This is a genomic window from Mesorhizobium sp. M0306, assembly GCF_040321655.1.
In the GTDB taxonomy this organism is placed as follows: Bacteria; Pseudomonadota; Alphaproteobacteria; order Rhizobiales; family Rhizobiaceae; genus Mesorhizobium.
Genome location: NZ_JAMYRY010000024.1, coordinates 1 through 26531, shown reverse-complemented (window position 1 = coordinate 26531; position 26531 = coordinate 1). Strand labels below are relative to the sequence as shown.

Genomic DNA, 26531 nt, shown 5'->3' with positions numbered 1-26531 from the left:
ATCACTCCGCTGGCTGCGGTTCGGCGCCGGAGGCCGACCAGTCGCCCGGCCTTCTCGCCGCCGAGCGATCGATTTTCGGCGGCACCGGCGCGTCGGGATCGATGCCGGCTTCCTCGGCGGCCGAGGCTGCCCGCATCGCCTTTGCGTTGCCGCGCCAGGAATCCCACATGCCGATGATGCCCTTGGGCAGGAACAGCGTGACGGCGACAAACAGTCCGCCCAGCGCAAACAGCCAGAATTCCGGCAGCACGCCGGTGAACCAAGATTTACCGGCATTGACCAGAAGCGCGCCGATGATCGGCCCGACGATGGTGCCGCGCCCGCCGACGGCCGCCCACACCACCACCTCGATCGAATTGGACGGCTCGAATTCGCCGGGGTTGATGATACCGACCTGCGGCACGTAAAGCGCACCGGCGATGCCGGCCATCACCGCCGACACGGTGAAGGCGAACAGTTTGACGTTCTCCGCCCGCCAGCCGAGGAAGCGTGTGCGGCTCTCGGCATCGCGCACTGCCATCAAAAGCTTGCCGTATTTGGAACCGACGATTGCCCAGGTGACGAAGACGGCAAACGCCAGCATGACGGCGCTGGCCGCGAACAGCGCCGAGCGTGTCATGTCGGCCTGCACGTTGAAGCCTAAAATGTCCTTGAAATCAGTCAGGCCGTTATTGCCGCCGAAACCCATGTCGTTGCGGAAAAACGCAAGCAGCAGCGCATAGGTCATCGCCTGGGTGATGATCGACAGATAGACACCGGTGACGCGGCTGCGGAAGGCGAACCAGCCGAAGACGAAGGCGAGCAGGCCGGGTACCGCAAGCACCATGACCGCCGCGAACCAGAAATGGTCGAAACCATACCAGAACCACGGCAATGCCTTGTAGTTAAGGAATACCATGAAATCCGGCAGCAGCGGATTGCCGTAGACGCCGCGCGAGCCGATCTGGCGCATCAGATACATGCCCATCGCATAGCCGCCGAGCGCGAAGAAAGCGCCATGGCCGAGCGAGAGGATGCCGCAATAGCCCCAGACGAGATCGAGCGCCAAGGCGAGCAGTGCGTAGCACAGGTATTTGCCGGTGAGCGCGACGATATAGGACGGCACGTAAAACGCACTTGTCGGCGAGACCGCAAGATTGAGCAGCGGCACGACGATGGCAACCGCCAGCAGGATGAAGATGGTGATGGCGACGCGGCGGTCGGCGCCGGCAGCAAAGAAGCGTCCCGTGATCATGCTTCCACCGACCTGCCCTTGAGCGCGAACAGCCCGCGCGGGCGTTTCTGGATGAACAGGATGATCAGCACCAGGACGACGATCTTGCCGAGCACCGCTCCAGCGTAAGGTTCGAGGAACTTGTTGACTATGCCGAGCGAGAAAGCGCCGACCAGCGTGCCCCAGAGATTGCCGACACCGCCGAAGACGACGACCATGAAGCTGTCGATGATGTAGCCACGACCGAGATTGGGCGAGACGTTGTCGATCTGGCTGAGCGCGACACCGGCTATGCCGGCAATGCCGGAGCCGAGTGCAAACGTCAGGGCGTCGACCCATGGCGTCCTGATGCCCATCGAGGCGGCCATGCGGCGATTGGCGGTGACGGCACGCATCTGCAGCCCCCAAGGCGTACGTTTCATCACGTAGAGCAGCACCGCGAACACCCCGAGCGCGAATACCAGGATCCAGAGCCGGTTCCAGGTCACGGCAAGCTGGCCGATATTGAACGAGCCGGACATCCATGACGGGTTGCCGACCTCCTGGTTGGTCGGCCCGAAGATGGTGCGTACGGCCTGCTGCAGGATCAGCGAGACCCCCCATGTCGCCAGCAGCGTCTCCAGCGGCCGGCCGTAGAGGAAGCGGATCAGCCCGCGCTCGATGACAAGGCCGACGAGCGCCGCCACCAGGAAGGCCAGCGGCAAGGCGATAACCAGCGACCAATCGAACAGGCCGGGAAAGGAATTGCGGATCACCTCCTGCACGACGAAGGTCGTGTAGGCGCCGAGCATGACCATCTCGCCATGCGCCATGTTGATGACGCCCATGACGCCGAAGGTGATGGCCAGGCCAATCGCCGCCAGCAGCAGCACCGATCCGAGCGATATGCCGTACCAGATATTCTGGCCGGCATCCCAAAGCGCCAGCGTCGAATTGATGTTGGATATCGCCGCCGTCGCCGCGTCCTTCACCGCACCTTCGGAATTGGCCTCCACCGACGTGAGCAGCGACACCGCATCGCGGTCGCCGCGCGCACCGATCAGCGCGATCGCCGCCAATTTGTCGGCCTCCGGCCTGTCTGAAACGAGAACCGACGCGGCGCGTGCCTGTTCGAGCAGCGCCTTGACGCTTGCCACGCCCTCATTGGCGATCGCAGTGTCGAGCGGCTCGATGTTCGCCGCGTCCGGCGTCTTGAACATGGTGTCGGCGGCGGCAATGCGCACGGCCGGGTCCTTGGAGCCAAGTGTCAGCGTGCCCAATGCATCGCGAATGACGCGGCGCAGCGTATTGTTGACCTTGATCTTGGTGATGTCGGCCTTGGCAACTTCGCCCGATCTTTCGCCGGTGAGCGCATCGAGCAGCTCGATGCCGCCGCCGCTCTCCTTGCCGACAAAGACCAGTGAATCGGCCTTGCGGACGTAAAGGCTGCCCTCCGCAAGCGCGGCAAGCGGCCGTTCGACGGCTGGATCGCCGGATGCCGCAAGCTCGCGCACGACGGCTTCTATCGCCGGAAAATTGGCGGCGGTGGCGAATTTGGCGATGACGGCGCGCAGATCTGCTTCGCTGGCGTTCGACGGCAGCAGCGTCCCCAGGAGGAGCAGCAGCATCAGGCCAATCGCGCGGATCAGGATCATTGGTTTCTGGTGGCTGTTGAAGGTTGAATGTCGCCTCCGGGCAGGCTGGAGGAGGAGCCTGCCCGGAGGGCTTGCGGGTCTGGGAGGACAGACCGGGAGGATCAGTTGGTTCCCTTGCCGCCGCATTTGCCGGTGGCAACGTTGAAGTTGCCGCAGGACAGAGGCGCGCGCCAATCGGAGATCAGGTCCTTGGAGTCAGGCAGGTAGTCGGACCACTCGTCGCCCATCACCAGGCCCGGCGTCTGCGACACGGTCTCGAACTGGCCGTCGGCCTGGATCTCGCCGATCAGCACCGGCTTGGTGATATGATGGTTCGGCATCATGGTCGAATAACCGCCGGTCAGGTTCGGCACCGAGACGCCAACCATGGCGTCGATGACCTTGTCCGGATCGGTGGTGCCGGCCTTCTCGACCGCCTTCACCCACATGTTGAAGCCGATATAGTGGGCTTCCATCGGATCGTTGGTGGTGCGCTTGTCGTTCTTGATGAACTTGTGCCAGTCGGCGATGAACTTCTCGTTCTCGGGCGTATCGACGCTTTCGAAATAGTTCCAGGCGGCGAGATGGCCGACCAGCGGCGCGGTGTCGAGACCGGCAAGCTCTTCCTCACCGACAGAGAAGGCCATGACCGGGATGTCCTCGGCCTTGATGCCCTGGTTACCGAGCTCCTTGTAGAACGGCACGTTGGCGTCGCCGTTGACGGTCGAGACGACGGCGGTCTTCTTGCCGGCCGAGCCGAACTTCTTGATCGCCGAGACTTCGGTCTGCCAGTCGGAGAAACCGAACGGCGTGTAGTTGACCATGATGTCTTCGGCAGCAACGCCCTTCGCCTTCAGATAGGCCTCGAGGATCTTGTTGGTGGTGCGCGGGTAGACGTAGTCGGTGCCTTCAAGCACCCAGCGCTTCACCGAACCGCCGTCCTCGCTCATCAGATAATCGACTGCCGGAATGGCCTGCTGGTTCGGCGCCGCGCCGGTGTAGAACACGTTGCGCTCGCTTTCCTCGCCCTCATACTGGACCGGGTAGAACAGGATGTTGTCGAGTTCGCTGAACACCGGCAGTACCGACTTGCGCGACACCGAGGTCCAGCAGCCGAACACCGCCGCGACCTTGTCCTTCGAGATCAGCTCGCGCGCCTTTTCGGCGAACAGCGGCCAGTTCGAAGCCGGATCGACGACCACCGCCTCGAGCTTCTTGCCGAGCAGGCCACCCTTGGCATTCTGCTCTTCGATGAGCATCAGCATGGCGTCCTTCAACGTCGTCTCAGAGATCGCCATGGTTCCCGACAGCGAATGGAGGATGCCGACCTTGATGGTGTCGTCGGCCGCCTTGGCGGGAACGCTCGTCAGCAGGCCGGCGGTGACCACGCCGGCCGAAAACATTTTTGCTAATGTCGAGAAACTACCCCTCATACTTTTTAACTCCCAAGCTGGTTAACTGCATCGGAACAGACCATGCAACGGCTGTGCCAATCACGGGAGCAAGGTCGGAGGATTTGAGATTTCCCAGCTCTGTCAGTCGGTTAATGTATTAGCCGCAGGAGATGAACCTCGCCTGCCATGTTCGAAACGAGAAAGGATCACCCATATCAGCCTAAGTTTTACTCACATATAGGCCAATGCCCTAATTTTGAGCAGCATCATATGAGCGCTGGCGAGGATTGCAGCGCCGGAGCGAAATGAGGCAAGTTCGAACCCTTAACGGGGGACTCTATGGCCTTCAGAGCTTCTTGCATTTTCACCGCCATGCTTCTGCTGGCGACGACGACCGTAGCGCGCGCCGGCTTCAGCGACGGCAAGCTGCCGGACGGCTCCTATCATTGCGAAGTCTACCTGCTCGGCATGTTCCTCAGCCTCGGCGACATCACCATCAAGGGAAACGTCTATAGCGGTCCGGTGAGCTTCGGCATCGCGCCGCAGAGCTACAATTACCAGATGGATGCAGACGGCGTGATCACCTGGCTGGGTCCGCTGGGCGGCTACACCAGTGGCGGCAACTCGATCTCGCTTACGCAGGCGACGCTGGAAAGCGGAACCACCCCGTCCTTCGACATCATCATGAAGCAGCCAGACGGCGCCTTTACCGCCTCGACCTGCACAAAGCGTTGAAAAAAGCGCGGAACCTGGCGAGGTTCCGTACTCCGAAGTAGAAAGCCGCCTAGCTCTCCGCCGCCAGGTCGAGCGCCAGCCGGGTCATATCGGTGAAAAGGCCCTGGCGTTCGGAATAGTCGGTCTGCTCGCCGGTTACCACATTGTCGACGACGGTCAGGATCGACAGCGACCGGGCGCCGAAATCGGCCGCAATGCGGTAAAGTGCGCTGGTTTCCATATCCACGGCGAGCGCGCCCTGTGCCTGTGCTTCGGCAAAGCGTTCGCGCCCCAGCGGATGATAGAAAATATCGCTGCAGATGGTCAGCCCGGCCCGATGGTCGATGCCGAGTTCCGCAGCCCGGGCCAACGCCTGGGCCAACAATGCCGGATCGGGGCCGGCATCGGCACGATAGAGCCCAAAAACCTGGCCGCTCTCCGCATTTTCGCCGCGCACCGATTGCGCGATCACCAGGCCGCGCAGCGCGATCTCGGTGGTCAGGCCACCGCAGGTACCAGTGCGGATCAGCGTTTTCGCACCATAGAAGTCCAGCAGCTCATGCACATAGACCAGGAACGAAGCGACGCCGATGCCGGTGGATTGGATGCTGACAGGCTTGCCGCGAAACAACCCGGTAAAGCCGAGCGCGCCGCGGCGGCGGTTGACGCAGCGCGGCGCTTCCAGAAAAGTCTGCGCCATCCATTCAGCGCGCTGCGGATCGCCCGGCAGCAGCACCGCGCTTGCGTAGTCGCCCTTGCTTGCCTCGTTGTGCGGCGTCACGGCATGCTTTCCAAAACCCGTCGCCCGTTTCGCCTGCAATCATGGCAGTCTCACGACATTGCGCAAGCGGAGCATTGGAAGGGTCAGGATTCCAGCATGTCCTTTACGATCGTGGCCAATTGCTTGAGCGAAAACGGCTTCGGCAGGAAGCCGAAATGCGCGTCGGCCGGCAAGTTCTTGGCGAACGCGTCTTCGGCATAGCCGGACACGAAGATGAACTTGATGTCGGGCTGCCGTTTGCGCAATTCGCCAAGCAGCGTCGGACCGTCCATTTCCGGCATCACCACGTCCGACACCACGATGTCGACCTTGCCGCCGAGCGCTTCGTAGACTTCAAGCGCCTCGACGCCCGAGGACGCCTCGTGGACGGTGTAGCCGCGCGACTTCAGCGCCCGCATGCCGCCCATGCGCACGGCGTCCTCGTCCTCGACCAGCAGCACCGTGGCCGAGCCCGACAGATCCTTGGCTGAGTCGGCGATCTTGGCAGGGGCGGCCGGCACTTCTCCAGCCTCGCCCGCCTTCCTTGCCTCCGCAATGTGCCGCGGCAGGAAGATGCGGAACACGGATCCCTTGCCGACTTCGGAATCGCAGAAGATGAAGCCGCCTGTCTGCTTGATGATGCCATAGACCATGGACAGGCCGAGGCCAGTTCCCTTGCCAACCTCCTTTGTCGTGAAGAAGGGCTCGAAGATCTTTTTCAGCACATCAGGCGCGATGCCGCTGCCGCTGTCCTCGACCTCGACCAGCACATAGTCGGCCGGAGTAAGTTCGCGGTAGGAAAAGGTCTTGCACTCTCCGGCGCTGACGTTGCGGGTGCGTACGGTGAGGTCGCCGCCGGCCGGCATCGCATCGCGCGCATTGACCGCCAGATTGACCACCACTTGCTCGAACTGCCCGATATCGACCCTGACCGGCCACAGGTCGCGGCCATGGTCGATCTTGAGCTTGATGTCGTTGCCGACCAGCCGGGCAAGCAGCATCCTGAGATCGGCGAGCACGTCGGTCAGGTTGAGCACCTCCGGCCGCAGGGTCTGCTTGCGCGAGAAGGCCAGCAACTGCCGCACCAACGAGGCCGCCCGGTTGGCATTCTGCTTGATGTTCATGATGTCCGGGAACGACGGATCGGACGGCCGGTGGTTGGTCAACAGCAGGTCCGAGGCCATGATGATGGCGGTCAGCACATTGTTGAAATCATGCGCGATGCCGCCGGCGAGCTGGCCGACCGCCTGCATCTTCTGGCTCTGCGCCATCTGGCCCTCGAGGGCTTTTTGCTCGGTGGTCTCGACGGCATAGACGATGGCCGATTCCTCGGCGCCTTCGCCGCCGGTACCGTCTGCGACCGCGTTGACGTAGAAGCGTATGTGGCGCTCCTCATTGCCGGGCAGCACCGTATCGATCGGCTCGATGTCAGCCTGTTGCTGGCGTGCCTTTTCGAACGCCGCGGCGAAAGCCGGCCGGTCGCGCTCGTGGATCACCGTATCCAGCCGCACACGCCGATCGACCGCGTCGCGGTCGACGACCGAGGAAAACAGCGACAGAAACGGCGCATTGGTGCGCAGGATGCGGCCGGCGTGGTCGACGCCGGCTATCGCCATCGGCGTCGAGTTGAAGAACCGCGTGAAGCGTATTTCCGAGGCGCGGAGGTCAGCCGAAGCGTCCTCGCCTTGCGTCCGGTTGAGCACGATGGTGCGAGTCGGGCCGTTGAGGCCCTCTCGACTGGCCGAGACACGATGCATGAAGCGCACCGGCAGCGCCTCGCCGGTCATCGTCGTCAGATCGAGATCGATAACAGCATTGCGCGTGGTACCCGCATCGGCCTTGACCGAACGGACCAGCGCCATGCCGTCGCCGGCGACGATCTCCGGCAGCGTGATGGCGCCGGGGGTGAAGCTGGCCAGGTCGATGCCCAGCCACTCCGCGAGGGTCGCGTTGATATAGGTGACGCGGCCTTCCTGGTCGGCGGAAAAGAAACCGGCCGGCGCATGGTCGAGGTGATCGATGGCCTTTTGCAGGTCGAGAAAGAACCGCTCCTGCTCGGCCCGTTCCCGCGAGATATCGGCAAGCTGCCAGGCAAGCATCGGCAGCCGCTGGCCGGGAACGCTGAAGGCGCGGGCCCGGACGCGGTACCAGCGCGCGCCCGGTTCGGCGCCTAGCCGAATGGACTGCGCGAGCCGAAACTCGCCGTCGCCGGGCTGGCCGTCGCGCAGGCCTGACGCCAGCCGGTATATGGTCACCGAGGCCTCGGGAACGTCTGAAAGCAAACCTTCGACCGTCTTGAGGTCGGCGGCCGACTCGGCACCCGTCATATCAGCATAAGTCCGGTTGGCGTAGATGATACGGCCTTTGGTGTCGGTGACCAGGAGACCTTGCGACATCGAATCGACGAAAGCTTTCGACAGTTCGTCGCTTGTCGAGCGCGGCGTGATATGCACGAAGCCGATCGCAGTGGCGAATAGAAAGCCGACACCGATCATCGCCAGCACGCCAAGCATGCCGAGCAGGAATGGATCGCCAAGTCGCTCACGGAAAAGGCCGAAGACGATCGCTGCCCCAGTCAGGACGACGATGAAGACGATCAGCCGGGTGACCGCACCCGGTCGCGTGTTCTGGTCGACGATAGGTACCGGATAGAAATCGCCGCGCGCTTCCTTGGCCATGTGCCCCCTGCTCGTGAATTCCGGTGTCGGTTGAATCATATTCTCAGGGTCGGGAAAAGGCCCGGCTGCAGATGTCCGCTAAAAATGACGCCGTTCGGCTCCCGGCGTTTCAAGCTGTTCACGAAGCGTGAAAGGCAACTTGCGGTGGCCTGCCGCAACAGTCTAGTGTCGCCACTCTTCGAAAGCTGATTTTGGGGGAACCAATGCTGCAATGGCTGGATGGCGTGGCGGGTCCTGGTTATGCCGCAGCAATCCTATGGACGTTTGCAGTACTTGTCCTTCTGCTCATCATTCTTCTTATCATCAGGCTTGTCCGCAGCCTGACATTCGGAACATTCGTCGCCGGCGGCAGGAACCGCAAGACGCGGCTGGCTGTCATGGATGCCACAGCGGTCGACAGTCACCGGCGGCTAGTGCTGGTGCGTCGCGACGACATCGAGCACCTGCTCTTGATCGGTGGTCCGACCGATGTCGTCGTCGAGCGCGACATCAGGCTCTCGGCGCTGCGGCGCCCGGCATTGACCGGAGACAACAGCCACCAGCCGGCAGCAAGGTCGGCTTCGACCACAGCCGCGCCGGCGAGGCAAGCGCCGCCGCAGCCGGCAAGCGTGGCCGCAACCCCTGTCCTAGCCCGCCAGACAGCGACAATGCCAGCAACAATGCCGGCACCGGCGCCGAAACCGGCATCGAACGTCACACCGTTGCCAAGTTATGGATCCGTCAACGCCAATGCCTCGCGACATGCGCCGCCGCCGGCAAAACAGGACTCCCCGGCAAGATACGAGCCGCCGGCACAGCATGAGTCGATCGACGATGCGCTGATGAAGGAGCTGGAGGTTTCCCTCGACGAGCCACGCTTCAGCCAAACGCCGAGCAAGCCGGTGGCGAAGGCATCGCCCTCTCTCGACGACGAGATGACGAAGCTCCTCGGCGAGTTGTCCAATCAGAAAAGATAGGCCGATAGCGAACGGCCAATGAAAATGGCCGGAAAACCGGCCATTTTGAACGCTTTACCGATGCCGCTGCTTTTCCCGCCGACTCAGTCGTCGCGGTAGACCTTCTCGCGCCGCTCATGGCGCTCCTGCGCCTCGATCGACAACGTGGCGATCGGGCGCGCGTCGAGCCGCTTCAGCGCGATCGGCTCGCCCGTCTCCTCGCAATAACCGTAAGTGCCTTCGTCAAGGCGCTGGAGGGCGGAATCGATCTTCGAGATGAGTTTTCGCTGGCGATCGCGGGCGCGAAGTTCGATGGCGCGGTCGGTTTCCGAGGAGGCGCGATCGGCGAGGTCGGGGTGGTTAGCGTTTTCCTGCTGCAGGATTTCGAGAGTTTCGCGCGCTTCGCGCAAGATGTCGTTCTTCCAGGTGACGAGCTTCATGCGAAAGTAGGATTTCTGCCGCTCGTTCATGAACGGCTCGTCTTCGGAGGGTACGTAATCGGCGGTAACGATGTCGTTCATTCGACTCACCCAACAAGCCCCAAATTTGGCGCCTATATATTCGCGGACCGAAAACTGCACAAGATCAATCGACGACAGTTTCACGCAATTGTTAGTCCCGGACAAACCAGCATCTGCGATGCCCTTTTGCGAAGAATACGACCGAATCCGTACATGATTCGCTATGCTTGAGGGGCGCTTGCCATTGCGCACGGAGCTCTTCTGATGGCAAATCCTGCGGCGTGTTGACGGGTTCGGTGCCCGGCACAACGGGGATCCGGTGACCAGACTTTACCTGCTGAGGCATGCGAAGGCCGGCTGGGCGCTGCCTGGCGTGGCTGACTTCGACCGCCCGCTCGACGCATCCGGCTTCGCCGACGCCGAAGCGATGGGCGTGCTGATGCGTTCCCGCAAATACGTACCGGGCCTCACCCTTTGCTCAAGCGCCAGGCGCGCCCGCCAGACGCTGGAAAGCTTGGCTGGCCACACCGACACGGGCCGGGTGCTGTTCCTTGACACGCTCTACAGCGACGATGCCGCCGCGTACCTCGCCGCCATCCGGCAGAATGGCGGGCTGGATGCCCTGCTCGTCATCGGCCACAATCCGATGATTGAGGATCTCGCCATGGCGCTCTCAGGCGACGGCGAGGAGACCGCGCGGGCCATGCTGAACCACGGCTTCCCGGCCTCCGCACTTGCGGTGGTCCGGTTCAACGGCAGTCTTGCCGAGTCTGCGCCGGGCGCCGGCTATCTCGAAGCCTTCCTGACGCCTGCCGATATCTGAGGCCATTTCAAAGCCGCGCATCAAAGCCTATATCGGTTCCTGAGCGGCCCGCGAGAACAGATTTTGGCATCATCGCTGACGACTTTCACCGACGAGGCGAAGATTGCCTTGGACACGTTGTCAGGCCGCGCTGCCGGGCTTTTCGCTCCGTCGCTGCGTCTTGGCGTGACTGGGCTGTCCCGCGCCGGCAAGACGGTGTTCATCTCGGCCCTTGTGCACAATCTGGTCCATGGCGGGCGCTTGCCGCTGTTTGAGGCACAAAAATCGGGGCGCGTCGCCCGGGCCTTTCTCGAAGAGCAGCCGGACGACGCCGTACCACGCTTCCAGTACGAGGATCACATTGCGGCTCTTGTCGACGACCGCGTCTGGCCGGATTCGACGCGTGCGATTTCCGAACTGAGGCTCACCATCGAATACGAATCGGCCTCTGGCTGGACCCGCATGTTTTCCGCCGGCAAATTGTCGGTCGACATCGTCGACTATCCCGGCGAATGGCTGCTCGACCTGCCGCTGCTCGGCAAGTCCTACGCCGATTTTTCGCGTGAGGCCTTCGAGATGGCCGTGTTGCCGGTGCGTGTCGATCTTTCGCGGGAATGGCGGGCGCTCTCCAATCCGGTCGACCCGAACGCCGAGGCCGACGAGATGACGGCGCGCCGTCTCGCCGAGAGCTTCGCCGCCTATCTCAAGGCCTGCAAGCTCGACGAGCGGGCGCTTTCGACCTTGCCGCCCGGCCGCTTCCTGATGCCCGGCGATCTTGAAGGCTCGCCCGCTCTCACCTTCGCGCCGCTGCCGAATCTGGACGGCCGGCGCGCCCGCTCGGGATCGCTGCAGGCGATGATGGAGCGGCGCTACGAGGCTTACAAGACGCATGTCGTCAAACCGTTCTTTCGCGAACACATCACGCGTCTCGACCGCCAGATCGTGCTCATCGACGCATTGCAGGCATTGAATGCCGGCCCCGGCGCGATGGCCGATCTGGAACGTGCGGTCACCGAAATCCTGTCCTGTTTCCGCCCCGGCCGGGGCAACTTCCTGACCGACCTGTTTTCAAGACGCATCGACCGCATATTGGTGGCCGCGACCAAGGCCGACCATCTGCACCACGAAAGCCACGACCGGCTGCAGGCGATCGTGCGGCGGCTAGCCGACCGCGCCGTGGCGCGAGCGAATTTCACCGGCGCCGACGTCGACGTCGTGGCCTTGGCGGCCATGCGCGCGACCCGTGAAGGCACGGTCAAGCAGGGCCGCGAGACTTTGCCGGTCATTATCGGCACGCCATTGCGTGGCGAAAAAATCAATGGCGAAACCTTTGACGGAAAGACCGAAACAGCCATATTTCCCGGAGATTTGCCGGAGAAAGTTGATGCGGTGTTCGACGTTTCCGAATCGGCCCGCCGGCAGAAAAATGACGACCCCGCGATCCGCTTCGTGCGCTTTCGCCCGCCGAAACTCGAGCGCACGGCCGAGGGCGTGACACTGTCGCTGCCGCATATCAGGCTCGACCGCGCGCTGCAGTTCCTGATCGGAGACCATCTCGCATGAGTGTGCCCCGCAGACCGGCGGCCTTTCGCATCGAGCCGGAGCCCCAGCAAAAGGAAGATTCGACGGCTCGCCATGCTGCGTCCGAGGCCGCGCCGGCGCGAAAGCCGCGTACTCTGAAGGCGGATCTAGCCGTGGTCACACCGGCGGAGATCGACGTCTTCGACGAGCCTGACATCGTCGCTGCCGAACCGCCGCCGGCGATTGCGCCGCGAAAACGTTCGCTGCTTGGCAGCCTGTTCTTTGGCGCGCTGGGCGTTCTGGTTTCGCTCGCCGTCGGCCTCTGGACCGACCAGCTGATTCGCGACCTGTTCGAGCGCGCCGAGTGGCTGGGCTGGCTGGCTGCCGGTATGGCCGCGATCGCCATCCTGGCGCTTCTGATCATCCTCGTGCGCGAGTTCATGGCGATTGCCCGCCTTGCCGAGGTCGAAAAGTTGCAAAAGCGGGCGCTCGATGCGATTGCCCGTGACGATCCGAAGGCCGCCCGCGCCGTGGTCGACGAGTTGTCGGCATTTGTCGCGGCCAAGCCCGAAACCGCGGCCGGCAGGCGCTCGCTGGCCGAATTGCGCGGCGAGATCATTGACGGCGGCAATCTGGTGCGGCTGGCCGAGAGCGAGATCCTCGGCCCGCTCGATGCCCGCGCCAGGGTGATGATTCTCGAAGCGGCGAAGCGCGTCTCCCTGGTGACCGCGGTCAGCCCCCGCGCGCTGGTCGACGTCGCTTACGTCGTGTTCGAAGCCGGCCGGCTGATTCGCCGCCTGTCGGAGCTCTATGGCGGTCGCCCCGGCACGCTTGGCTTTTTTCGCCTGGCGCGCAGCGTTCTCGCCCATCTCGCGGTCACCGGGTCGATCGCCGTCGGCGACAGTTTCGTCCAGCAGATTGTTGGCCACGGCCTTGCCGCCAGGCTCTCGGCCAAGCTCGGCGAAGGCGTCGTCAACGGCATGATGACTGCGCGCATCGGCATTGCAGCGATGGAAACCGCAAGGCCCCTGCCCTTTTACGCTGTCAGGCGGCCCGGATTGGGCGATTTCCTCTCCGCGCTGACCTCCTTTGCAGCAAAGAAAGAAAAAGAAACATCCGCTTCCGGAACGTGACTATCGCCTTGGGGTGACAAAGCATTAACCAATCTTGTCCATGGTCGGAAGCGTCCAAACCAGTCTCTTTGTTGCCGGGTGTCGTCGATGAAAAGCGTTATTCTGTCCAGCGGGCTGCCCGTGGCGCTCGCGCTTGTCGCAACCGTCGGCATTGCCGGAAAGACCTCGGCGGCGGAACCGGACAAGCAGTTCTTTCGATCGGTCGAAGGCAAATGGGTCGGCCCAGGGGAAATCGTTGCCGGCAAATACAAGGGCACGAAATTCACCTGCAGCTTCATCGGCTCGACGCCTGACGGCAAGGTTGGCATGTCGCTCGACGGCGGCTGCCGGGTAGGCATGTTCACCCAGCAGATGTCGGCAACGATCGAACACAAGGGCCGGCAGGGCTACAAGGGCAGCTTTATGGGCGGGGCCGCCGGGTCCGGCCTCGACATTATCGGTGGCAATGTCGTCGATGCGCACAAGGTGGTTTTCACCATAAATCGCAATCAGTTGCGCGGCGTTATGCAGGCGCTTGTCCCCGACGACAATTCGATGACGGTGACCGTTGCCGTGCGCGTCGACCAGCAGCTGGTACCGGTCATCGGCATGAAGTTGAAGCGGATCGATGCAGTCGAGGTCGGCTCCGTAACTCCGAACTGACTTTTAGCGTGAGAAAGGCGGCGGCCAGACGGCGCCGCCCTCTTTTGATTTGCAATTAAGTGCTCAGCCCTTGATCGCGGCAATCACCTCGTCATAGGCCTTGCAGGCCTCGGCCGCTGTCGTACCGCCCTGATATTTGGTTGTGACCGCCTGGACCTTGGCCCCGAGGTCGGCTGCCTTGGCTGGATCCTTGGTAATCGCAGCCTGAAGTGCCGCAGTCATGTCCTGAGCCTTCTTGGTCAGTATCTCGGTCGTGCACTCGGGTGCCTTCGAACAGGCCGAGCCGGCAAGCGCCGCGATGCCAACGGCAACCAGCAAAAACGTCTTCATGTCAGTCATCTCCTCAAAAAGGGCTGCGACTTGATCGTCGCTCACCCTCCACTGGCCGAAGCCGGGCGTCCTTAGCGCCGGATCGCTGGAACAAGCAACGCCAGGCACCCCATTATCCTGTGCAGTGCGCCTGCAATATCGCCTTCACAATGCGCCGCATTCGCACTGTTCGATCCGCCCCGAAGCCCCTATCTTGGCCGCTTGACTCCCAAGAGAGCGGAACGGCAGGCATGGCGGCAGAGGCATCCAACGGCGATCTGATTCAGGTGGTGGCGCTGCTTGCCGCCGGCGTCGTTGCGGTACCGATCTTCAGGCGCGTGGGACTCGGCTCCATCCTCGGCTATTTGGCGGCCGGTGTCGTGATCGGCCCGTTCGGACTGCGCATTTTTTCCGAATCGGAAGCCATTCTTCATGTCGCCGAACTCGGCGTCGTCATGTTCCTGTTCATCATCGGGCTGGAAATGCAGCCGTCACGGCTATGGGGCCTGCGCCGCGAGATTTTCGGGCTTGGCGCGCTGCAGGTCGGCGTCTGCGCGGTCCTACTGACCGGCGTCGGGCTGGCGGGAGGTTTTCCGATCGCGCAATCCTTCGTCGCCGGCGCCGGTTTCGTGCTCACCTCGACGGCCATCGTCATCCAATTGCTGGAAGAACGCGGCGAACTGGCCACGCCCAAGGGCCAGCGCATCGTTTCGGTCCTGCTTTTGGAAGACCTGGCCATCGTGCCGCTGCTGGCGCTGATCGCCTTCCTCGCGCCGGGCGGCGCCGATATGAGCCTGTCGGATCGGTTGACGGAGGTCGGCATCGGCCTTGCCGCGATCGTCGGGCTGGTGCTTGCCGGGCGCTATCTGCTCAATCCGTTCTTTCGTATCCTGGCGGATGCGCGCGCCCGTGAGGTGATGACCGCTGCCGCCCTCCTGGTCGTTCTCGGGTCAGCGCTTGCCATGCAGCTTTCCGGCCTGTCGATGGCAATGGGCGCCTTCCTGGCCGGCGTGCTTTTGTCGGAATCGACCTTCCGCCACCAGCTGGAGGCCGACATCGAACCGTTCCGCGGCATTTTGCTCGGGCTGTTCTTCCTCGCCGTCGGCATGTCGCTCGACCTGCATGTGGTCGTCGTCAACTGGCAGCTCATTGCCATTTATGTCGTCGCCTACATGCTGATGAAGGCGATCGGCATCTATATCGTTGCCCGCGTCCTCAAAACCGGCCACCGGGAAGCGCTCGAACGCGCGGTCTTCATGGCGCAAGGCGGCGAATTCGCCTTCGTCCTCTATTCCGCAGCGGCGGCGGTGGGCATCATCGATAGCCAGGCCAATGCGATGCTGACCGCCATCGTCATCATTTCCATGGTGCTGACGCCGTTGGCAATCATAGCCCTGCGGTATCTGACGCCGCGCGACGAGCAGTCGCTCGAGGGCGTCGATGTCGCCAACGGCCTGACCGGCAGCGTGCTGATCATCGGCTTTGGCCGGTTCGGCCAGATCGCCAGCCAGCCGCTTTTGTTGCGCGGGATCGACGTATCGATCATCGACAATGAGGTCGAAATGATCCAGGCGGCAGCCGATTTCGGCTTCAAGGTCTATTATGGCGATGGCACGCGGCTGGACATCCTGCGGGCCGCGGGAGCCGGGCGGGCACGCGCCGTGTTGATCTGTGTCGACAAGCCCGATGCCGCCGTGCGCATCGCGGAACTGATCAAGGCGGAGTTTCCCTTGCTGACAGTGCTGGCACGGGCCTTCGACCGCGGCACGGCGTTGCAGCTCATTCGTGCCGGCGTCGACTATCAGCTCCGCGAGACGTTCGAATCGGCGCTTGTCTTCGGCGGCTCGACCCTGGAAGCCCTCGGCGTCGACCCGGAAGAGGTCGCCGAGGTAGTCGAGGACGTCCGCCGCCGCGATGCTGCCCGTTTCGAACTTCAACAGGCCGAAGGCATTCGCGCCGGGCGGCGTTTCCTCAAAGGCAATATCGGCACGCCCATCCCGACGCCGCTCAGCACGCCACGGCGCGCGGGCCAGGCGCTCAACGAAGAGACCGCCGGCGTGCTGCAGAAATCCGAACCGGCCGATTAAACCTTGGAACGACGCGAATGATGAACGAACTGGACGAGCGCGCTCTCTCCGTCGCCGGATTCTGGCGCGACGCGGGGGAGGACGCGTGGTTCGAGAAGAACGACGCCTTTGATACCGACTTCCGCACCCGGTTTTTCGATCTGCACTTCGCCGCCGCGCGCTGCGAATGCGACGGCTGGTCTGAACACGCCGAAGGGTCGCTGGCACTGATGATCCTGCTCGACCAGTTTCCGCGAAACTGCTTTCGCGGCACCGGCCACATGTACGCCACGGACCCGCTGGCGCGGCATTTCGCCCGGAAAGCGATCGCCGCCGGCCATGACCTGGCGCTCGACGAAAACCTCCGCGTCTTTCTTTATTTGCCCTATGAGCATTCGGAGGACCTCGCCGATCAGCTCAGATCGATGGAGCTTACCGCCGCCAAAGCCCCCTCCTACCTGAAATATGCGATCGAGCATCGCGACATCATCCAGCGCTTCGGCCGCTTTCCGCATCGAAACAGGATGCTTGGCCGCGAGACGACACCAGACGAACAAATGTTCCTCGACGGAGGTGGGTTTTCCGGCTGATTCAGGCACCGATGGCGGCAGCGTCAGGTCTTCCACCAATCCTGGCCCGACGGTAGCCGTTCAATGCCCGACGTGTCGACGGCGGCCAGCCGCTCCGACACGCTCTTGCCGTCGACCACAAGCTCTGGCGCAATTTCTGCCAGCGGCGCCAGCACGAAGGCGCGCTCCAGCATGCGCGGATGCGGCACCTCCAGTCCGGTCTCGTGGATGATGCGGTCGCCGAACACCAGAATGTCGATATCGATCAGGCGTGGACCCCAGCGCTCCTCGCGCACCCGCTTCAGTTTTCGCTCGGCGTCGAGGCAAAGGTCGAGCAAAGCCCGCGGCGCGAGCGCGGTCGAGATTTCGGCCGCCGCGTTGAGGAAATCCGGCTGATCGAGCTTGCCCCAGGGCGGCGTGCGGTAGAGCGACGAAACGGCAATGACGCGCGTGCTCTCGTCGGCATCCAGAATGCCCAGTGCCGCAGCCATCGACTTTGCCGGATCACCGAGATTGCCGCCAAGGCTGAGATAGACGGTATTATTCTGGCCAGACAACGGTCACCTCGACATGATCGAGCACACCCGGCACCGGGGCGTTCGGCTTGCGCACCGTGATCTCGGCCTTTTTGATCTGCGGGAACCGCGCCGTCAGCGCCCTCGCCACTTCGAGCGCCAGCGCTTCGATCAGAAAGCGCCGCTCGCCGGTAATGATCTTTTCGATGACTGCAAAGGCGATGCCGTAATTGACGGTGTCCTCGATGGAATCCTCGACCAGTGCCCGCCCGGGATCCACCGTGAGTGCCGCATCGACATAAAAGCGCTGGCCGAGCGTCTCTTCTTCGTCCAGCACACCATGCCGGGCAAAGAAGGCGCAGTTCTTCATGCGGATGACATACATGGCTCAGCTTTCCCCGATCTCACGTGCCAGCATAGCATCGGCGATGGCCAACGCGTCCACGTTGATTGCGACATCGTGTACGCGAAAAAGATGCGCGCCTTTGAGCCTCAGGATTACGCTGGTGGCCGCGGTTCCGGCGGCCCTTGCGGCCGCGTCGCGGCCGGTGACGGTGCCGATAAAGCGCTTTCGCGATGTGCCGGCCATCAGTGGAAAACCCAGCGCACGAAGCTCGGAAAACCGTGCCATCAGGTCAAGATTTTCCGCGGCCGTCTCCTTGGCGAAGCCGAAGCCCGGATCGAGCACGATATGATCGTCGGCAACACCGCTCCTCCGCGCGATTTCCAGCGACTTTCTGAGGAAGAAGAGCTGATCGGCAATCACGTCGGGCAGTTTCTGCCGGTCCCGTCCCGTGTGCATGACGACAAGCCCAGCGCCTGTTTCGGCCGCGACGCGGGCAATGCCCGGTTCGCGCTGCAGGCCCCAGACGTCATTGACGATATGTGCGCCGGCTTGGACGGCAAGCCGGGCCGTATCCTCGCGATAGGTATCGACCGAGATCAGCATTCCGCCAGACGTCGCGAGCGCCTCGATGACCGGCAATATGCGGGCCTGCTCTTCCTTTGCGGAGACCGCAGACGCCCCGGGACGTGTCGATTCTCCGCCGATGTCGATGACGGAGGCCCCCTCCTCCACCATGCGGCGCGCCTGGGCCGCCGCTTTTTCCGGCACATCGAACAGGCCGCCGTCGGAAAAACTGTCCGGCGTGACGTTGAGGATGCCGACGACCACGGCCTTACTGCCAAGGTCGAGATGGCGCCCATGCGCCAGCTGCCATCGCCCTGTCATCATTGCCCATCAACCATGTTCGATCCCGCGGCGTGGCCGGGGATCAATTCCGTTGCGCCGAGGACGGCGGTAAAGCAAGGTGGGGAAAGAGGCAACACGATGAAACGATCCCTCCTCTGCGCGCTGATGTTCGCGCTGACCGCATTCCCGGCCGGCGCTGCAACTCTCGTCAAGACATATAGTTATTTCCCGATCGGCGGCAGGACGCTCGACGACATCGAGAGCCAGCTGTCGAGACTCGGGCCTCAGGTGAAAAGCACCGGGTCGCGGCATCCAGGCGCTACCCAGATGGCGTTCACCACCCGCGTCAGCTATGCGCAAAACCCGGGCTCGTGCTGGATTGCCGACGCTGTCGTCACCGTCAAGGTCAAGGTGATCCTTCCGCAGTGGCGCCGTCCGCGCAAAGCCGATGCCGGCGTCAGGCTGTTCTGGGATACGTTATCCGCCGACATCAAGCGCCATGAGGAGCGCCACGTCGAGATTGCCAAGAACCATGGCCGCGAACTCGAAGACGCCCTGAAGGCAAGCTACCCGGAAAAGACCTGCGAACTGGCCAAGGCCAAGGCCGCGAAAATTACAGCGGTCATGCTTGCCAAGCACGACCAGGAGCAGATGCGCTTCGATCGTGTCGAAAGCGTCAATTTCCAAAGCCGTATCCTGCGGCTCTTGCACTATCGCATCGAGCGCATTGAGAACGGCCGGCTCGCTCCCGGCTGAACTCCGCGTCGTTGGACAAAGCCAATTTGGAACAAAGCCAATTTTGCCGAAGCATGGTGCCAGCTTCGAAAAACTTTCGAGCCGCTGTCGAAATCGGCCTATAGCGAACGACATATGTCAAGTTCGCAAGGCTCAGTCCCAAAGGCACGAGTACACGGGCCAATCTGCACACTCGACGCACTCCAGCCGTCCCGGACGTGCATGCAAGTGTAATGGATGAATGGATATGGACCAGGCTATTGACAAGCAAGCGATGGTGGAAACCAGCACGCCGCTGACCGAAACCGAGAAAAACGCCATTATCGGCGGCGTGCTTTTGTCGATGCTGCTGGCGGCGCTCGACCAGACCATCGTTGCGCCGGCGATGCCGACGATGGCACGTCTGCTCGGGCATGCCGAATATCTGCCGTGGATCGTGACCGGCTATCTGCTGACCGCGACCGCCGTGGCGCCGCTCTACGGCAAGATCTCCGACATCTATGGCCGCCGGCCGACCGTCTATGCGGCAATCCTGATCTTTCTCGCCGGGTCGCTGGTTAGCGCCACGGCGCCCAACATGCTGGTCCTGGTTGTCGGCCGGGCGATCCAGGGCGCCGGTGGCGGCGGTCTTTTCGCCCTGACGCAGACCGTGATCGGCGACCTCGTGCCGCCGCGCGAGCGGGCTCGCTACGCCGCCTGGATCTCGGGCACCTGGGCTGTCGCCAGCATCGCCGGGCCGCTGCTCGGCGGCACCTTCGCCGAACATCTGCATTGGTCGCTGATCTTCTGGATCAACATTCCGCTCGGGCTGCTGGCGATGGCGATCATCAACAACCCGCTCAAGAAGCTGCCGATCGCCGCAAAGCATCACCGCATCGACGGCCTCGGCGCGCTGCTTCTGGTCGCGGCCACCTCGCTGCTGCTGCTTGCCTTGAACTGGGGCGGCAGCGAGTATCCGTGGCTGTCACCTGAAATCCTTGGGCTGCTCGCCTGCTCGGCGGTGTTCTGGAGCGCGTTCGCGCTGCGGCTGATGCGCGCGGCCGAACCGCTGATCTCGCTCGAAGTGCTCGGCAATCCGATCGTTCTCGCCGGCACGTTGTCGATGTTCCTGCTGCAGGCCGCCAATGTCGGCTTGTCGGTCTATCTGCCGGTCTACCTGCAATCGGTCGTCGGCCTGTCAGTCAGCGAATCGGGCACCGCGTTGCTTGGGCTGATGCTCGGCACGGTGGCCGGTGCGACGTTCAGCGCGCGAATGATCCCGCGCTTTTTCCACTATAAGCGCATTGCCATGATCGGCACCGTTTTCTCGATCCTGTGCCTCGGCGTGCTCAGCCTGATCGCCGGGAATGCCTCGCTATTGCTTGTCGAGGTGTTGACGACCTGCATAGGGCTGGGCACAGGCACGACCTTTCCCGTTGCCACCGTCTCGGTCCAGAACGCCGTCGATCGCATGCACCTTGGCGTAGCGACCGGCGTGCTCACCTTCCTGCGCTCGCTGGGCAGCGCGCTTGGCGTCGCCATGCTTGGTGCCGTCGCCCTTGGTTACGGGCTGCCGCTGGCCAGCGAAGGCACGCAGCCGGCCGGCCATATCGCCTCCGCCATACCGTTCGTGATGATCTTTCTTGCCGCGGCCGCGACCTTGCTGCTGTCGTTCATCACGCTCTGGCTGATGCCGGAAAAAACGCTTCGCGGCCATGCCGAGGCTGTGGCCCCAGCCTTGGCGGAGTAGACCGGCCCGACGAGCGTATAGTGAGGTTCAGTCGACCACGCCGAGCTTCTTGTGCAGACTGGTCGACGAGGTCGTATACTGGAATACAATGCGCTCGCCGGGGCTGACGATGCGCTTGGCTGCTTGCGCCATTAGAGCGACCTCATGGAAGCCCGACAGGATCAGCTTCAACTTGCCGGGATACCAGTTGATGTCGCCGACGGCGAAGATGCCGGGCACCGACGTCTGGAATTTTTCGGTGTCGACCGGGATCAGGTTCTCGTGGAGATTGAGGCCCCATTCGGCGATTGGGCCGAGCTTCATCGTCAGGCCGAAGAACGGCAGCATCCGCGTACACGGCACTTCGATATCGCCCTCCGGCCCCTTGATGATGGCGGAGGCGAGTTGGCCGTCGTTGCCGGTCAGGCCAGTCACCTGTCCAACCTGGAATTCCAGCTCCTTCATCTCCTGCATGGCATACATCTTGTTGACGCTGTCGGGCGCTGCCCGGAATTCGGGCCGCCGGTGCACCAGCGTCACGCTCTTGGCCACCGGCTGCAGATTCAGCGTCCAGTCGAGCGCCGAATCGCCGCCGCCGACGATGACGAGGTCATGACCGCGAAAGTCCTCCATCCGGCGCACCGAGTAGAACACGCTCTTGCCTTCATAGGGTTCGATGCCCGGAATCGGCGGCCGCTTCGGCTGGAAAGAGCCGCCGCCGGCGGCGATCACTACTATTTTGGCTTCGAACACCTCGTTTTCGTCGGAAGTGACGCGGAAACTGCCGTCCTCCAGTCTTTCCAGGCTCGAAACCATGCGGCTATAGGTGAATTCGGGCTTGAACGGCGCGATCTGCTCAAGCAGCTTGTCGACCAGACCTTGCGCCGAGATCGAGGGCCAACCCGGAATGTCGTAGATCGGCTTTTCCGGATAGAGTTCGGCGCACTGCCCGCCGGGCCGGTCGAGTATGTCGATCAGATGGCACTTCATGTCGAAGAGGCCGAGCTCGAATACGGCAAACAGGCCGACAGGCCCTGCCCCGACAATGAGTACGTCCGTCTTGGTGAGAGCTGTCATGAAGCATGCGCCTTTATGGGAAAACGGCGCGACACTGCATGACCATTGGCCCGCTGCCAAGCGGCAGCGGCAAAAATCGGCGTCAGCCCTGGCGAGCCGGCACGCGCACGACCAGCCCGTCGAGGGCGTCGCGCACCTTGATCTGACATGACAGCCGTGAGTTCGGCTGGACCTCGTAGGCGAAATCCAGCATGTCCTCTTCCATGGCTTCCGGCTCGCCGACCTCCGCCGTCCAGGCTTCGTCGACATAAACATGGCAGGTCGCGCAGGCGCAGGCGCCGCCGCATTCCGCTTCTATTCCCGGCACCGCATTGCGGATCGCATTTTCCATGACGGTCGAGCCGTTTTCGGCATCCACGTCAAAATGCGTGCCGTCATGGGCGATGAAGGTCAGCTTGGTCATTTGTCACCTGAAGGGAGTCTGAGCCGACATAATCACTCTGCCGGACAAGTCAACTGCGGCGCGAAAGCGCCGCTGCGTGGCGTTTTGGGAATAAGTTCTATCGGCTGATGGCGGCGACGAAGTCGCGTACTTCTTCGATCAGCGAGCCAAGCCGCTTCAGCGTGCTGGCGTCTTCGGGCCGGCATTCGATCGCACTGGCGCAATCGGCAATGGCGAAGGCGCCGACCCCGCGCGCCGAGCCTTTGAGCCCGTGTGCCAATAGCAGCCGCTGCCTGACATCCGCATCGACGATCTTGTCGCGCACCGACAGCGCCTGCTGCACGAACAGAGCCAACACCTCCTGCTCGAGGCTCCGATCGCCCATCGTCTGGCGCGCAAGATGCGCCAGGTCGATCGGCCGCGCCCCGGCTGTCCCCGACACGTCGCCGCCGGGCATCGAGAAGGCAATGCCGTTTTCGCCACGTATCACTTTGAGACTCCGTTCTTCGACCGCCGCAAAAACTAGGCGTATCCGGTGGACAACGGGTTAATGATTGGCCCGGAAAAATGTCGCGATAACGGCGCCGGAATCACGGCTGTGTTAACCTTATATTTAAAGTTTTACGTATCGGGCGGAATGCATGTTTTCTTTACCCGGCTGTGTCATTACGATACGACAGGTCCATTTTCAGCCTCCTGCGCGGGACACGCTAGGCAGAATCAATAAGCAGAACCATAAGTCCCGCGGCAGCTTGTACAGGGTAGCGAAGGCATGGCGAAGAAACCAACGACGACAAGAACGCTCGACAGCGACGTAGCCAGGGAACTCGAAAAGGCACTTGATATCGATCTGAGCGGCGATGCCGGCGGCGACTTCGACATCGCGGCATCCATGGAAGATCTGGAAGCGCAAATATCGCAAGCCGCCGACGAACTGGCGCGCGAAGGTCGCAGCCAGAACGAAGCACCTGCCCCCGACCAAGCCCAGAACGCGGCACCTGCCGCCAATCAAAGCCAGAACGCAAATCCCGCGCCAAAAGCCAAGCCGGCCGAGTTGCGTCCTGTCGCAACGCGCAATGGCTCGCAGCCGGCCGCTTTCTCGCCGGCCAACGACGATCGTCAAAAAGACTATAAGACGCTCCTGCACACCCTCAATCGGCGCGCCTCGAACACGATCTATTGGGTCGTGGCTTTCGTTTCGCTGGCCTGGATCGCCGGCGCTGGTGGCCTTGCGAACCTGTTGTTCGGACCTGGCATCTGGAACATCCGCACCTTCGATCAGTTTTTCGCCCGTCCCGAGCTGATCGGCCTGGCGGTCGCGGCAATCGTGCCCGTCATCCTGTTCTGGGCATTCGCCGTGATGATTCGCCGCGCTCAGGAGATGCGCCTTGCCGCGCAGTCGATGACCGAGGTGGCCTTCCGTCTGGCCGAGCCGGAAAATCTTGCCCAGGATCGCGTCATGATGATCGGCCAAGCGGTTCGCCGCGAGGTGGCGGCCATGGGCGAAGGCATCGAACGCACGCTTGCGCGTGCCGTCGAGCTCGAAACGCTGGTTCACGGCGAGGTGAACCAGATCGAGCGCTCCTACTCCGAGAACGAGTCCCGCATCCGCTCGCTGGTCGACGGGCTGGGCAGCGAGCGCGAAGCGGTCGTCACCCATGCCGAGCGCGTGCGCGCCTCGATCACCGGCGCCCACGAGACGCTGAAGGACGAGATCAACGCCGCCAGCGATATCATTCGCGACAGCATTCTCAACGCCTCGACCAAGCTGTCGATGACGATCAACGAATCCGGCGACACGCTGATCGACAGGATCAACGGGAGCTCGATGTCGATCTTCGATTCGGTGGAAGGCCGGCTCGAATCGATCACCGACCGGCTGTCGACGTCGGGCGAGGCCTTCGCCAGCCTGCTCGACACCCGCATCGCCAAACTGACGGACACCACCGATGGCCTGACGCGGTCGCTGACCGACCTGCTCGACGACCGCACGACCGGCATGGTGTCGCTGCTCGGCGGTGCCGCGCGTACGCTCAATTCCGAATTCGAAGCCAGCCTTAACGGCATCGAGCGGACGCTTGCTGAACGTGGCCAGGCGCTTATCAGCGAGTTCCAGACCCGCGCCGAGGCGCTCGACACCGGTACGCAGAAGCTCAACGCCGCGCTGGAGGCTCGCGCACGCCAGATCAACGAGACGCTGGTCGAGCGCGCGCGCGAAATCGCCCACACCTTCCAGGATAGCAAGGAGACGCTGTCGGCGATGATCGATCAGGGCAAGACCCAGATCGGCGCCGACATGGCCGACATCATTTCGTCGACCTCGACCATGCTTGAAGCCCGCGCCGGCGATTTCGCCGGGCGCATGGAGGCGGCGCGCCATGTCGTATCGCGTTCCTTCGATACAGACATCCAGCGGCTTGCCGAGGCTCGCGCCGGCATCGAGGAAGCCGTCGAAAACCACAGCCACAAGCTTTCCGAAAGCCGCGACCGGATGGCGGCGGCAATGCAGGCCGATCTGGCGAAGTTCGCCGAGGGTCGCGCCGAAATCGACGCAGCGGTGGCCAACCAGGTGCAGAAGCTTGCCGAAGGCCGCAGCCTGATCTCGCGCGCCCTTGAGGAGGATCTGCGCAAGGTAAACGAATCACGCGCAGCGATCGACGCTTCGCTGGGCAGCCATCTCGAAAGCCTTGAAGAGGGTCGCAACAGGCTTGCCCAGGCCTTGAACGAAGACTCTGGAAAACTCGTGCAAGCTCGTACGATAATTGATGAAATGGTTGCCGGGCACGTCGGCAAGCTCGCCGAAGGCCGCAGCATCCTTTCGCGCGCGCTGGAGGCCGACCTCGGCAAGCTGGCAGAGAGTCGCGCCAGCATCGACGGCCTCGTCGCCGGTCAAGTCGAAAAGATCGCCGAGGGCCGCGCCATACTCGCCAGTGCGCTGGAAGCCGATATCGCCGGCATCAATGGCCTCATCGAGGCGCATTCGGCCAAATTGGCGCAAGACCGCAGCGGCCTTTCCCAGTCGCTCGATAACGACCTGTCCGACATCAGGAGCCTGATCGCCGATCATTCTGGCAGGCTCGCCGATGACCGCAGCCTGCTCTCGAAGACGCTTGAAGACGATCTTGCCAAGTTGGCGGAAAGCCGGTCGAGCATCGATGGGCTGGTTGCCGGCCAGGTCGAGAAGCTGGCCGAAGGCCGCGACATCCTCAAGCGCGCGCTTGAATCGGACCTTAACGCGATCAAGGGCGTCATCGCCAGCCAGTCCGAAAAGCTGGCGGAAGACCGTGGCCAGCTGTCACGGGCACTGGAGAGCGACCTGGAGACTGTGCGGGGCGTTGTCTCCGATCACATGAACAAGCTCACAGAGGACCGTTCGACCCTTTCGAAGGCGCTCGAAGACGATCTCGCCAAGTTGGCCGAAAGCCGCTCGAGCATCGATGTGATGGTTGCCGGACAGGTCGAAAAGCTGGCCGAGGGCCGCGACATCCTCAAGCGCGCGCTCGAAGCCGATCTGAGCACCGTCAAGGGCGTCATCGCCAGTCAATCCGAGAAGCTGGCGGAGGATCGCGGTCAGCTGTCGCGGGCACTGGAGACCGATCTCGAGGCCGTGCGGGGCGTCGTCTCCGATCATATGAACAAGCTCGCCGAGGACCGTTCGGCCCTTTCGAAGGCGCTCGAGGACGATCTCGCCAGGCTGGCAGAGAGCCGGTCGAGCATCGACGGGCTGGTCTCCGGCCAGGTCGAGAAGCTGGCCGAGGGTCGCGACATCCTCAAGCGCGCGCTGGAAGACGATCTTGCCAAGCTGGCCGAAAGCCGCTCGAGCATCGACGGGCTGGTTTCCGGCCAGGTCGAGAAACTGGCCGAAGGCCGCGATATCCTCAAGCGCGCCTTGGAGGCCGATCTCAACACCATCAAGGATGTTATTGCGGGCCAGTCCGAGAAACTGGCGGAAGATCGCTCAACCTTGACCAAGGCGCTCGAAGACGACCTTGCCAAGCTGGCCGAAAGCCGCTCGAGCATCGACGGACTGGTTTCCGGCCAGGTCGAGAAACTGGCCGAAGGCCGCGATATCCTCAAGCGCGCCTTGGAGGCCGATCTCAACACGATCAGGG

General features: G+C 62.8%; 23 protein-coding genes and 1 pseudogene. 11 read left to right on the top strand and 13 right to left on the bottom strand.

All coding sequences use genetic code 11. The features are described from left to right. Nucleotide 1 precedes the first annotated feature (1 nt). The 3 genes from urtC to urtA form a co-directional block, all read right to left on the bottom strand. A complete protein-coding gene (gene urtC, locus NKI95_RS25450; protein WP_352466418.1) occupies nt 2-1234 on the bottom strand; it encodes an urea ABC transporter permease subunit UrtC in 1233 nt (410 codons plus the stop codon). After that, nucleotides 1231-2847, bottom strand: coding sequence for an urea ABC transporter permease subunit UrtB (gene urtB / locus NKI95_RS25445; protein ID WP_352720132.1), 1617 nt, complete (start codon nt 2845-2847; stop codon nt 1231-1233). Before urtB ends, urtC begins: the two co-directional genes overlap by 4 nt. A 101-nt stretch (nt 2848-2948) precedes the next feature. Continuing rightward, complete coding sequence (gene urtA / locus NKI95_RS25440) at nt 2949-4259, bottom strand: urea ABC transporter substrate-binding protein (protein WP_352720131.1); 1311 nt, start codon at nt 4257-4259, stop codon at nt 2949-2951. A 300-nt stretch (nt 4260-4559) separates the two neighbouring features. Here urtA and NKI95_RS25435 point away from each other — a divergent pair, with 300 nt between their 5' ends. Next, the gene (locus NKI95_RS25435; RefSeq protein ID WP_352466416.1) at nt 4560-4955 is read left to right on the top strand and encodes a hypothetical protein; all 396 of its coding nucleotides are present in this window, start codon (nt 4560-4562) and stop codon (nt 4953-4955) included. Between the two features lie 49 nt (nt 4956-5004). Here NKI95_RS25435 and NKI95_RS25430 read toward each other — a convergent pair whose 3' ends face one another. Both NKI95_RS25430 and cckA read right to left on the bottom strand, forming a co-directional pair. Beyond that, entirely contained in the window at nt 5005-5715 is a 711-nt protein-coding gene (locus NKI95_RS25430) for a purine-nucleoside phosphorylase (RefSeq protein WP_352720129.1), read from the bottom strand. A gap of 83 nt (nt 5716-5798) precedes the next feature. After that, entirely contained in the window at nt 5799-8372 is a 2574-nt protein-coding gene (gene cckA, locus NKI95_RS25425; RefSeq protein WP_352720127.1) for a cell cycle histidine kinase CckA, read from the bottom strand. 203 nt (nt 8373-8575) lie between these two features. Here cckA and NKI95_RS25420 point away from each other — a divergent pair, with 203 nt between their 5' ends. Further along, entirely contained in the window at nt 8576-9328 is a 753-nt protein-coding gene (locus tag NKI95_RS25420; RefSeq protein ID WP_352720125.1) for a hypothetical protein, read from the top strand. 83 nt (nt 9329-9411) lie between these two features. On the opposite strand, the gene dksA is transcribed toward NKI95_RS25420, so the two are convergent. Beyond that, entirely contained in the window at nt 9412-9828 is a 417-nt protein-coding gene (gene dksA / locus NKI95_RS25415) for an RNA polymerase-binding protein DksA (protein ID WP_023674847.1), read from the bottom strand. 259 nt (nt 9829-10087) lie between these two features. Here dksA and NKI95_RS25410 point away from each other — a divergent pair, with 259 nt between their 5' ends. From NKI95_RS25410 to NKI95_RS25395, 4 genes are all read left to right on the top strand, one after another. After that, nucleotides 10088-10591 (top strand): SixA phosphatase family protein, encoded by a 504-nt coding sequence (locus NKI95_RS25410; RefSeq protein WP_352720124.1) that lies wholly within the window; start codon nt 10088-10090, stop codon nt 10589-10591. 63 nt (nt 10592-10654) lie between these two features. Beyond that, nucleotides 10655-12133 (top strand): YcjX family GTP-binding protein, encoded by a 1479-nt coding sequence (locus NKI95_RS25405; RefSeq protein ID WP_352720123.1) that lies wholly within the window; start codon nt 10655-10657, stop codon nt 12131-12133. Beyond that, the gene (locus tag NKI95_RS25400) at nt 12130-13224 is read left to right on the top strand and encodes a YcjF family protein (protein WP_352720121.1); all 1095 of its coding nucleotides are present in this window, start codon (nt 12130-12132) and stop codon (nt 13222-13224) included. Before NKI95_RS25405 ends, NKI95_RS25400 begins: the two co-directional genes overlap by 4 nt. 87 nt (nt 13225-13311) lie before the next feature. Further along, nucleotides 13312-13866 (top strand): hypothetical protein, encoded by a 555-nt coding sequence (locus NKI95_RS25395; RefSeq protein WP_352720119.1) that lies wholly within the window; start codon nt 13312-13314, stop codon nt 13864-13866. A gap of 63 nt (nt 13867-13929) precedes the next feature. On the opposite strand, the gene NKI95_RS25390 is transcribed toward NKI95_RS25395, so the two are convergent. Further along, on the bottom strand, nt 13930-14196 hold the full coding sequence (locus NKI95_RS25390) for a hypothetical protein (protein ID WP_292660884.1): 267 nt from the start codon (nt 14194-14196) through the stop codon (nt 13930-13932). 230 nt (nt 14197-14426) lie between these two features. On the opposite strand from NKI95_RS25390, the gene NKI95_RS25385 reads away from it, so the two are divergent. Further along, nucleotides 14427-16262 carry a monovalent cation:proton antiporter-2 (CPA2) family protein gene (locus NKI95_RS25385; protein WP_352720117.1) on the top strand — a complete coding sequence of 612 codons (1836 nt, stop codon included), beginning with the start codon at nt 14427-14429 and terminating at the stop codon, nt 16260-16262. 17 nt (nt 16263-16279) lie between these two features. Further along, a complete protein-coding gene (locus NKI95_RS25380; protein WP_502908354.1) occupies nt 16280-16831 on the top strand; it encodes a DUF924 family protein in 552 nt (183 codons plus the stop codon). Between the two features lie 23 nt (nt 16832-16854). Here NKI95_RS25380 and folK read toward each other — a convergent pair whose 3' ends face one another. From folK to folP, 3 genes are read right to left on the bottom strand one after another with little or no spacing between them, the layout of a single operon-like run. After that, nucleotides 16855-17367 carry a 2-amino-4-hydroxy-6-hydroxymethyldihydropteridine diphosphokinase gene (gene folK, locus NKI95_RS25375; protein ID WP_352720115.1) on the bottom strand — a complete coding sequence of 171 codons (513 nt, stop codon included), beginning with the start codon at nt 17365-17367 and terminating at the stop codon, nt 16855-16857. After that, nucleotides 17351-17710, bottom strand: coding sequence for a dihydroneopterin aldolase (folB, locus tag NKI95_RS25370; RefSeq protein WP_023674838.1), 360 nt, complete (start codon nt 17708-17710; stop codon nt 17351-17353). Before folB ends, folK begins: the two co-directional genes overlap by 17 nt. Nucleotides 17711-17713: 3 nt before the next feature. Beyond that, complete coding sequence (folP, locus tag NKI95_RS25365) at nt 17714-18559, bottom strand: dihydropteroate synthase (protein ID WP_352720113.1); 846 nt, start codon at nt 18557-18559, stop codon at nt 17714-17716. A gap of 96 nt (nt 18560-18655) precedes the next feature. Here folP and NKI95_RS25360 point away from each other — a divergent pair, with 96 nt between their 5' ends. Together NKI95_RS25360 and NKI95_RS25355 are read left to right on the top strand one after the other, a co-directional pair. After that, a complete protein-coding gene (locus NKI95_RS25360; protein WP_352720111.1) occupies nt 18656-19273 on the top strand; it encodes a DUF922 domain-containing Zn-dependent protease in 618 nt (205 codons plus the stop codon). Nucleotides 19274-19499: 226 nt separating this feature from the next. Next, entirely contained in the window at nt 19500-20981 is a 1482-nt protein-coding gene (locus tag NKI95_RS25355) for an MDR family MFS transporter (protein WP_352720109.1), read from the top strand. A gap of 27 nt (nt 20982-21008) precedes the next feature. Here the strand turns inward: NKI95_RS25355 and NKI95_RS25350 are convergent, their stop codons facing one another. The 3 genes from NKI95_RS25350 to NKI95_RS25340 all read right to left on the bottom strand — a co-directional run bounded on the left by NKI95_RS25350 (nt 21009) and on the right by NKI95_RS25340 (nt 22906). Beyond that, on the bottom strand, nt 21009-22037 hold the full coding sequence (locus NKI95_RS25350; protein ID WP_352720107.1) for an NAD(P)/FAD-dependent oxidoreductase: 1029 nt from the start codon (nt 22035-22037) through the stop codon (nt 21009-21011). Nucleotides 22038-22119: 82 nt separating this feature from the next. Then, nucleotides 22120-22440 (bottom strand): 2Fe-2S iron-sulfur cluster-binding protein, encoded by a 321-nt coding sequence (locus tag NKI95_RS25345; RefSeq protein ID WP_023674833.1) that lies wholly within the window; start codon nt 22438-22440, stop codon nt 22120-22122. A gap of 97 nt (nt 22441-22537) precedes the next feature. Beyond that, nucleotides 22538-22906, bottom strand: a complete 369-nt coding sequence (locus NKI95_RS25340; protein WP_292660938.1) for an Hpt domain-containing protein — start codon at nt 22904-22906, stop codon at nt 22538-22540. Between the two features lie 285 nt (nt 22907-23191). On the opposite strand from NKI95_RS25340, the pseudogene NKI95_RS25335 reads away from it, so the two are divergent. After that, nucleotides 23192-26531: pseudogene (locus NKI95_RS25335) on the top strand (kinesin); the annotation flags it as partial.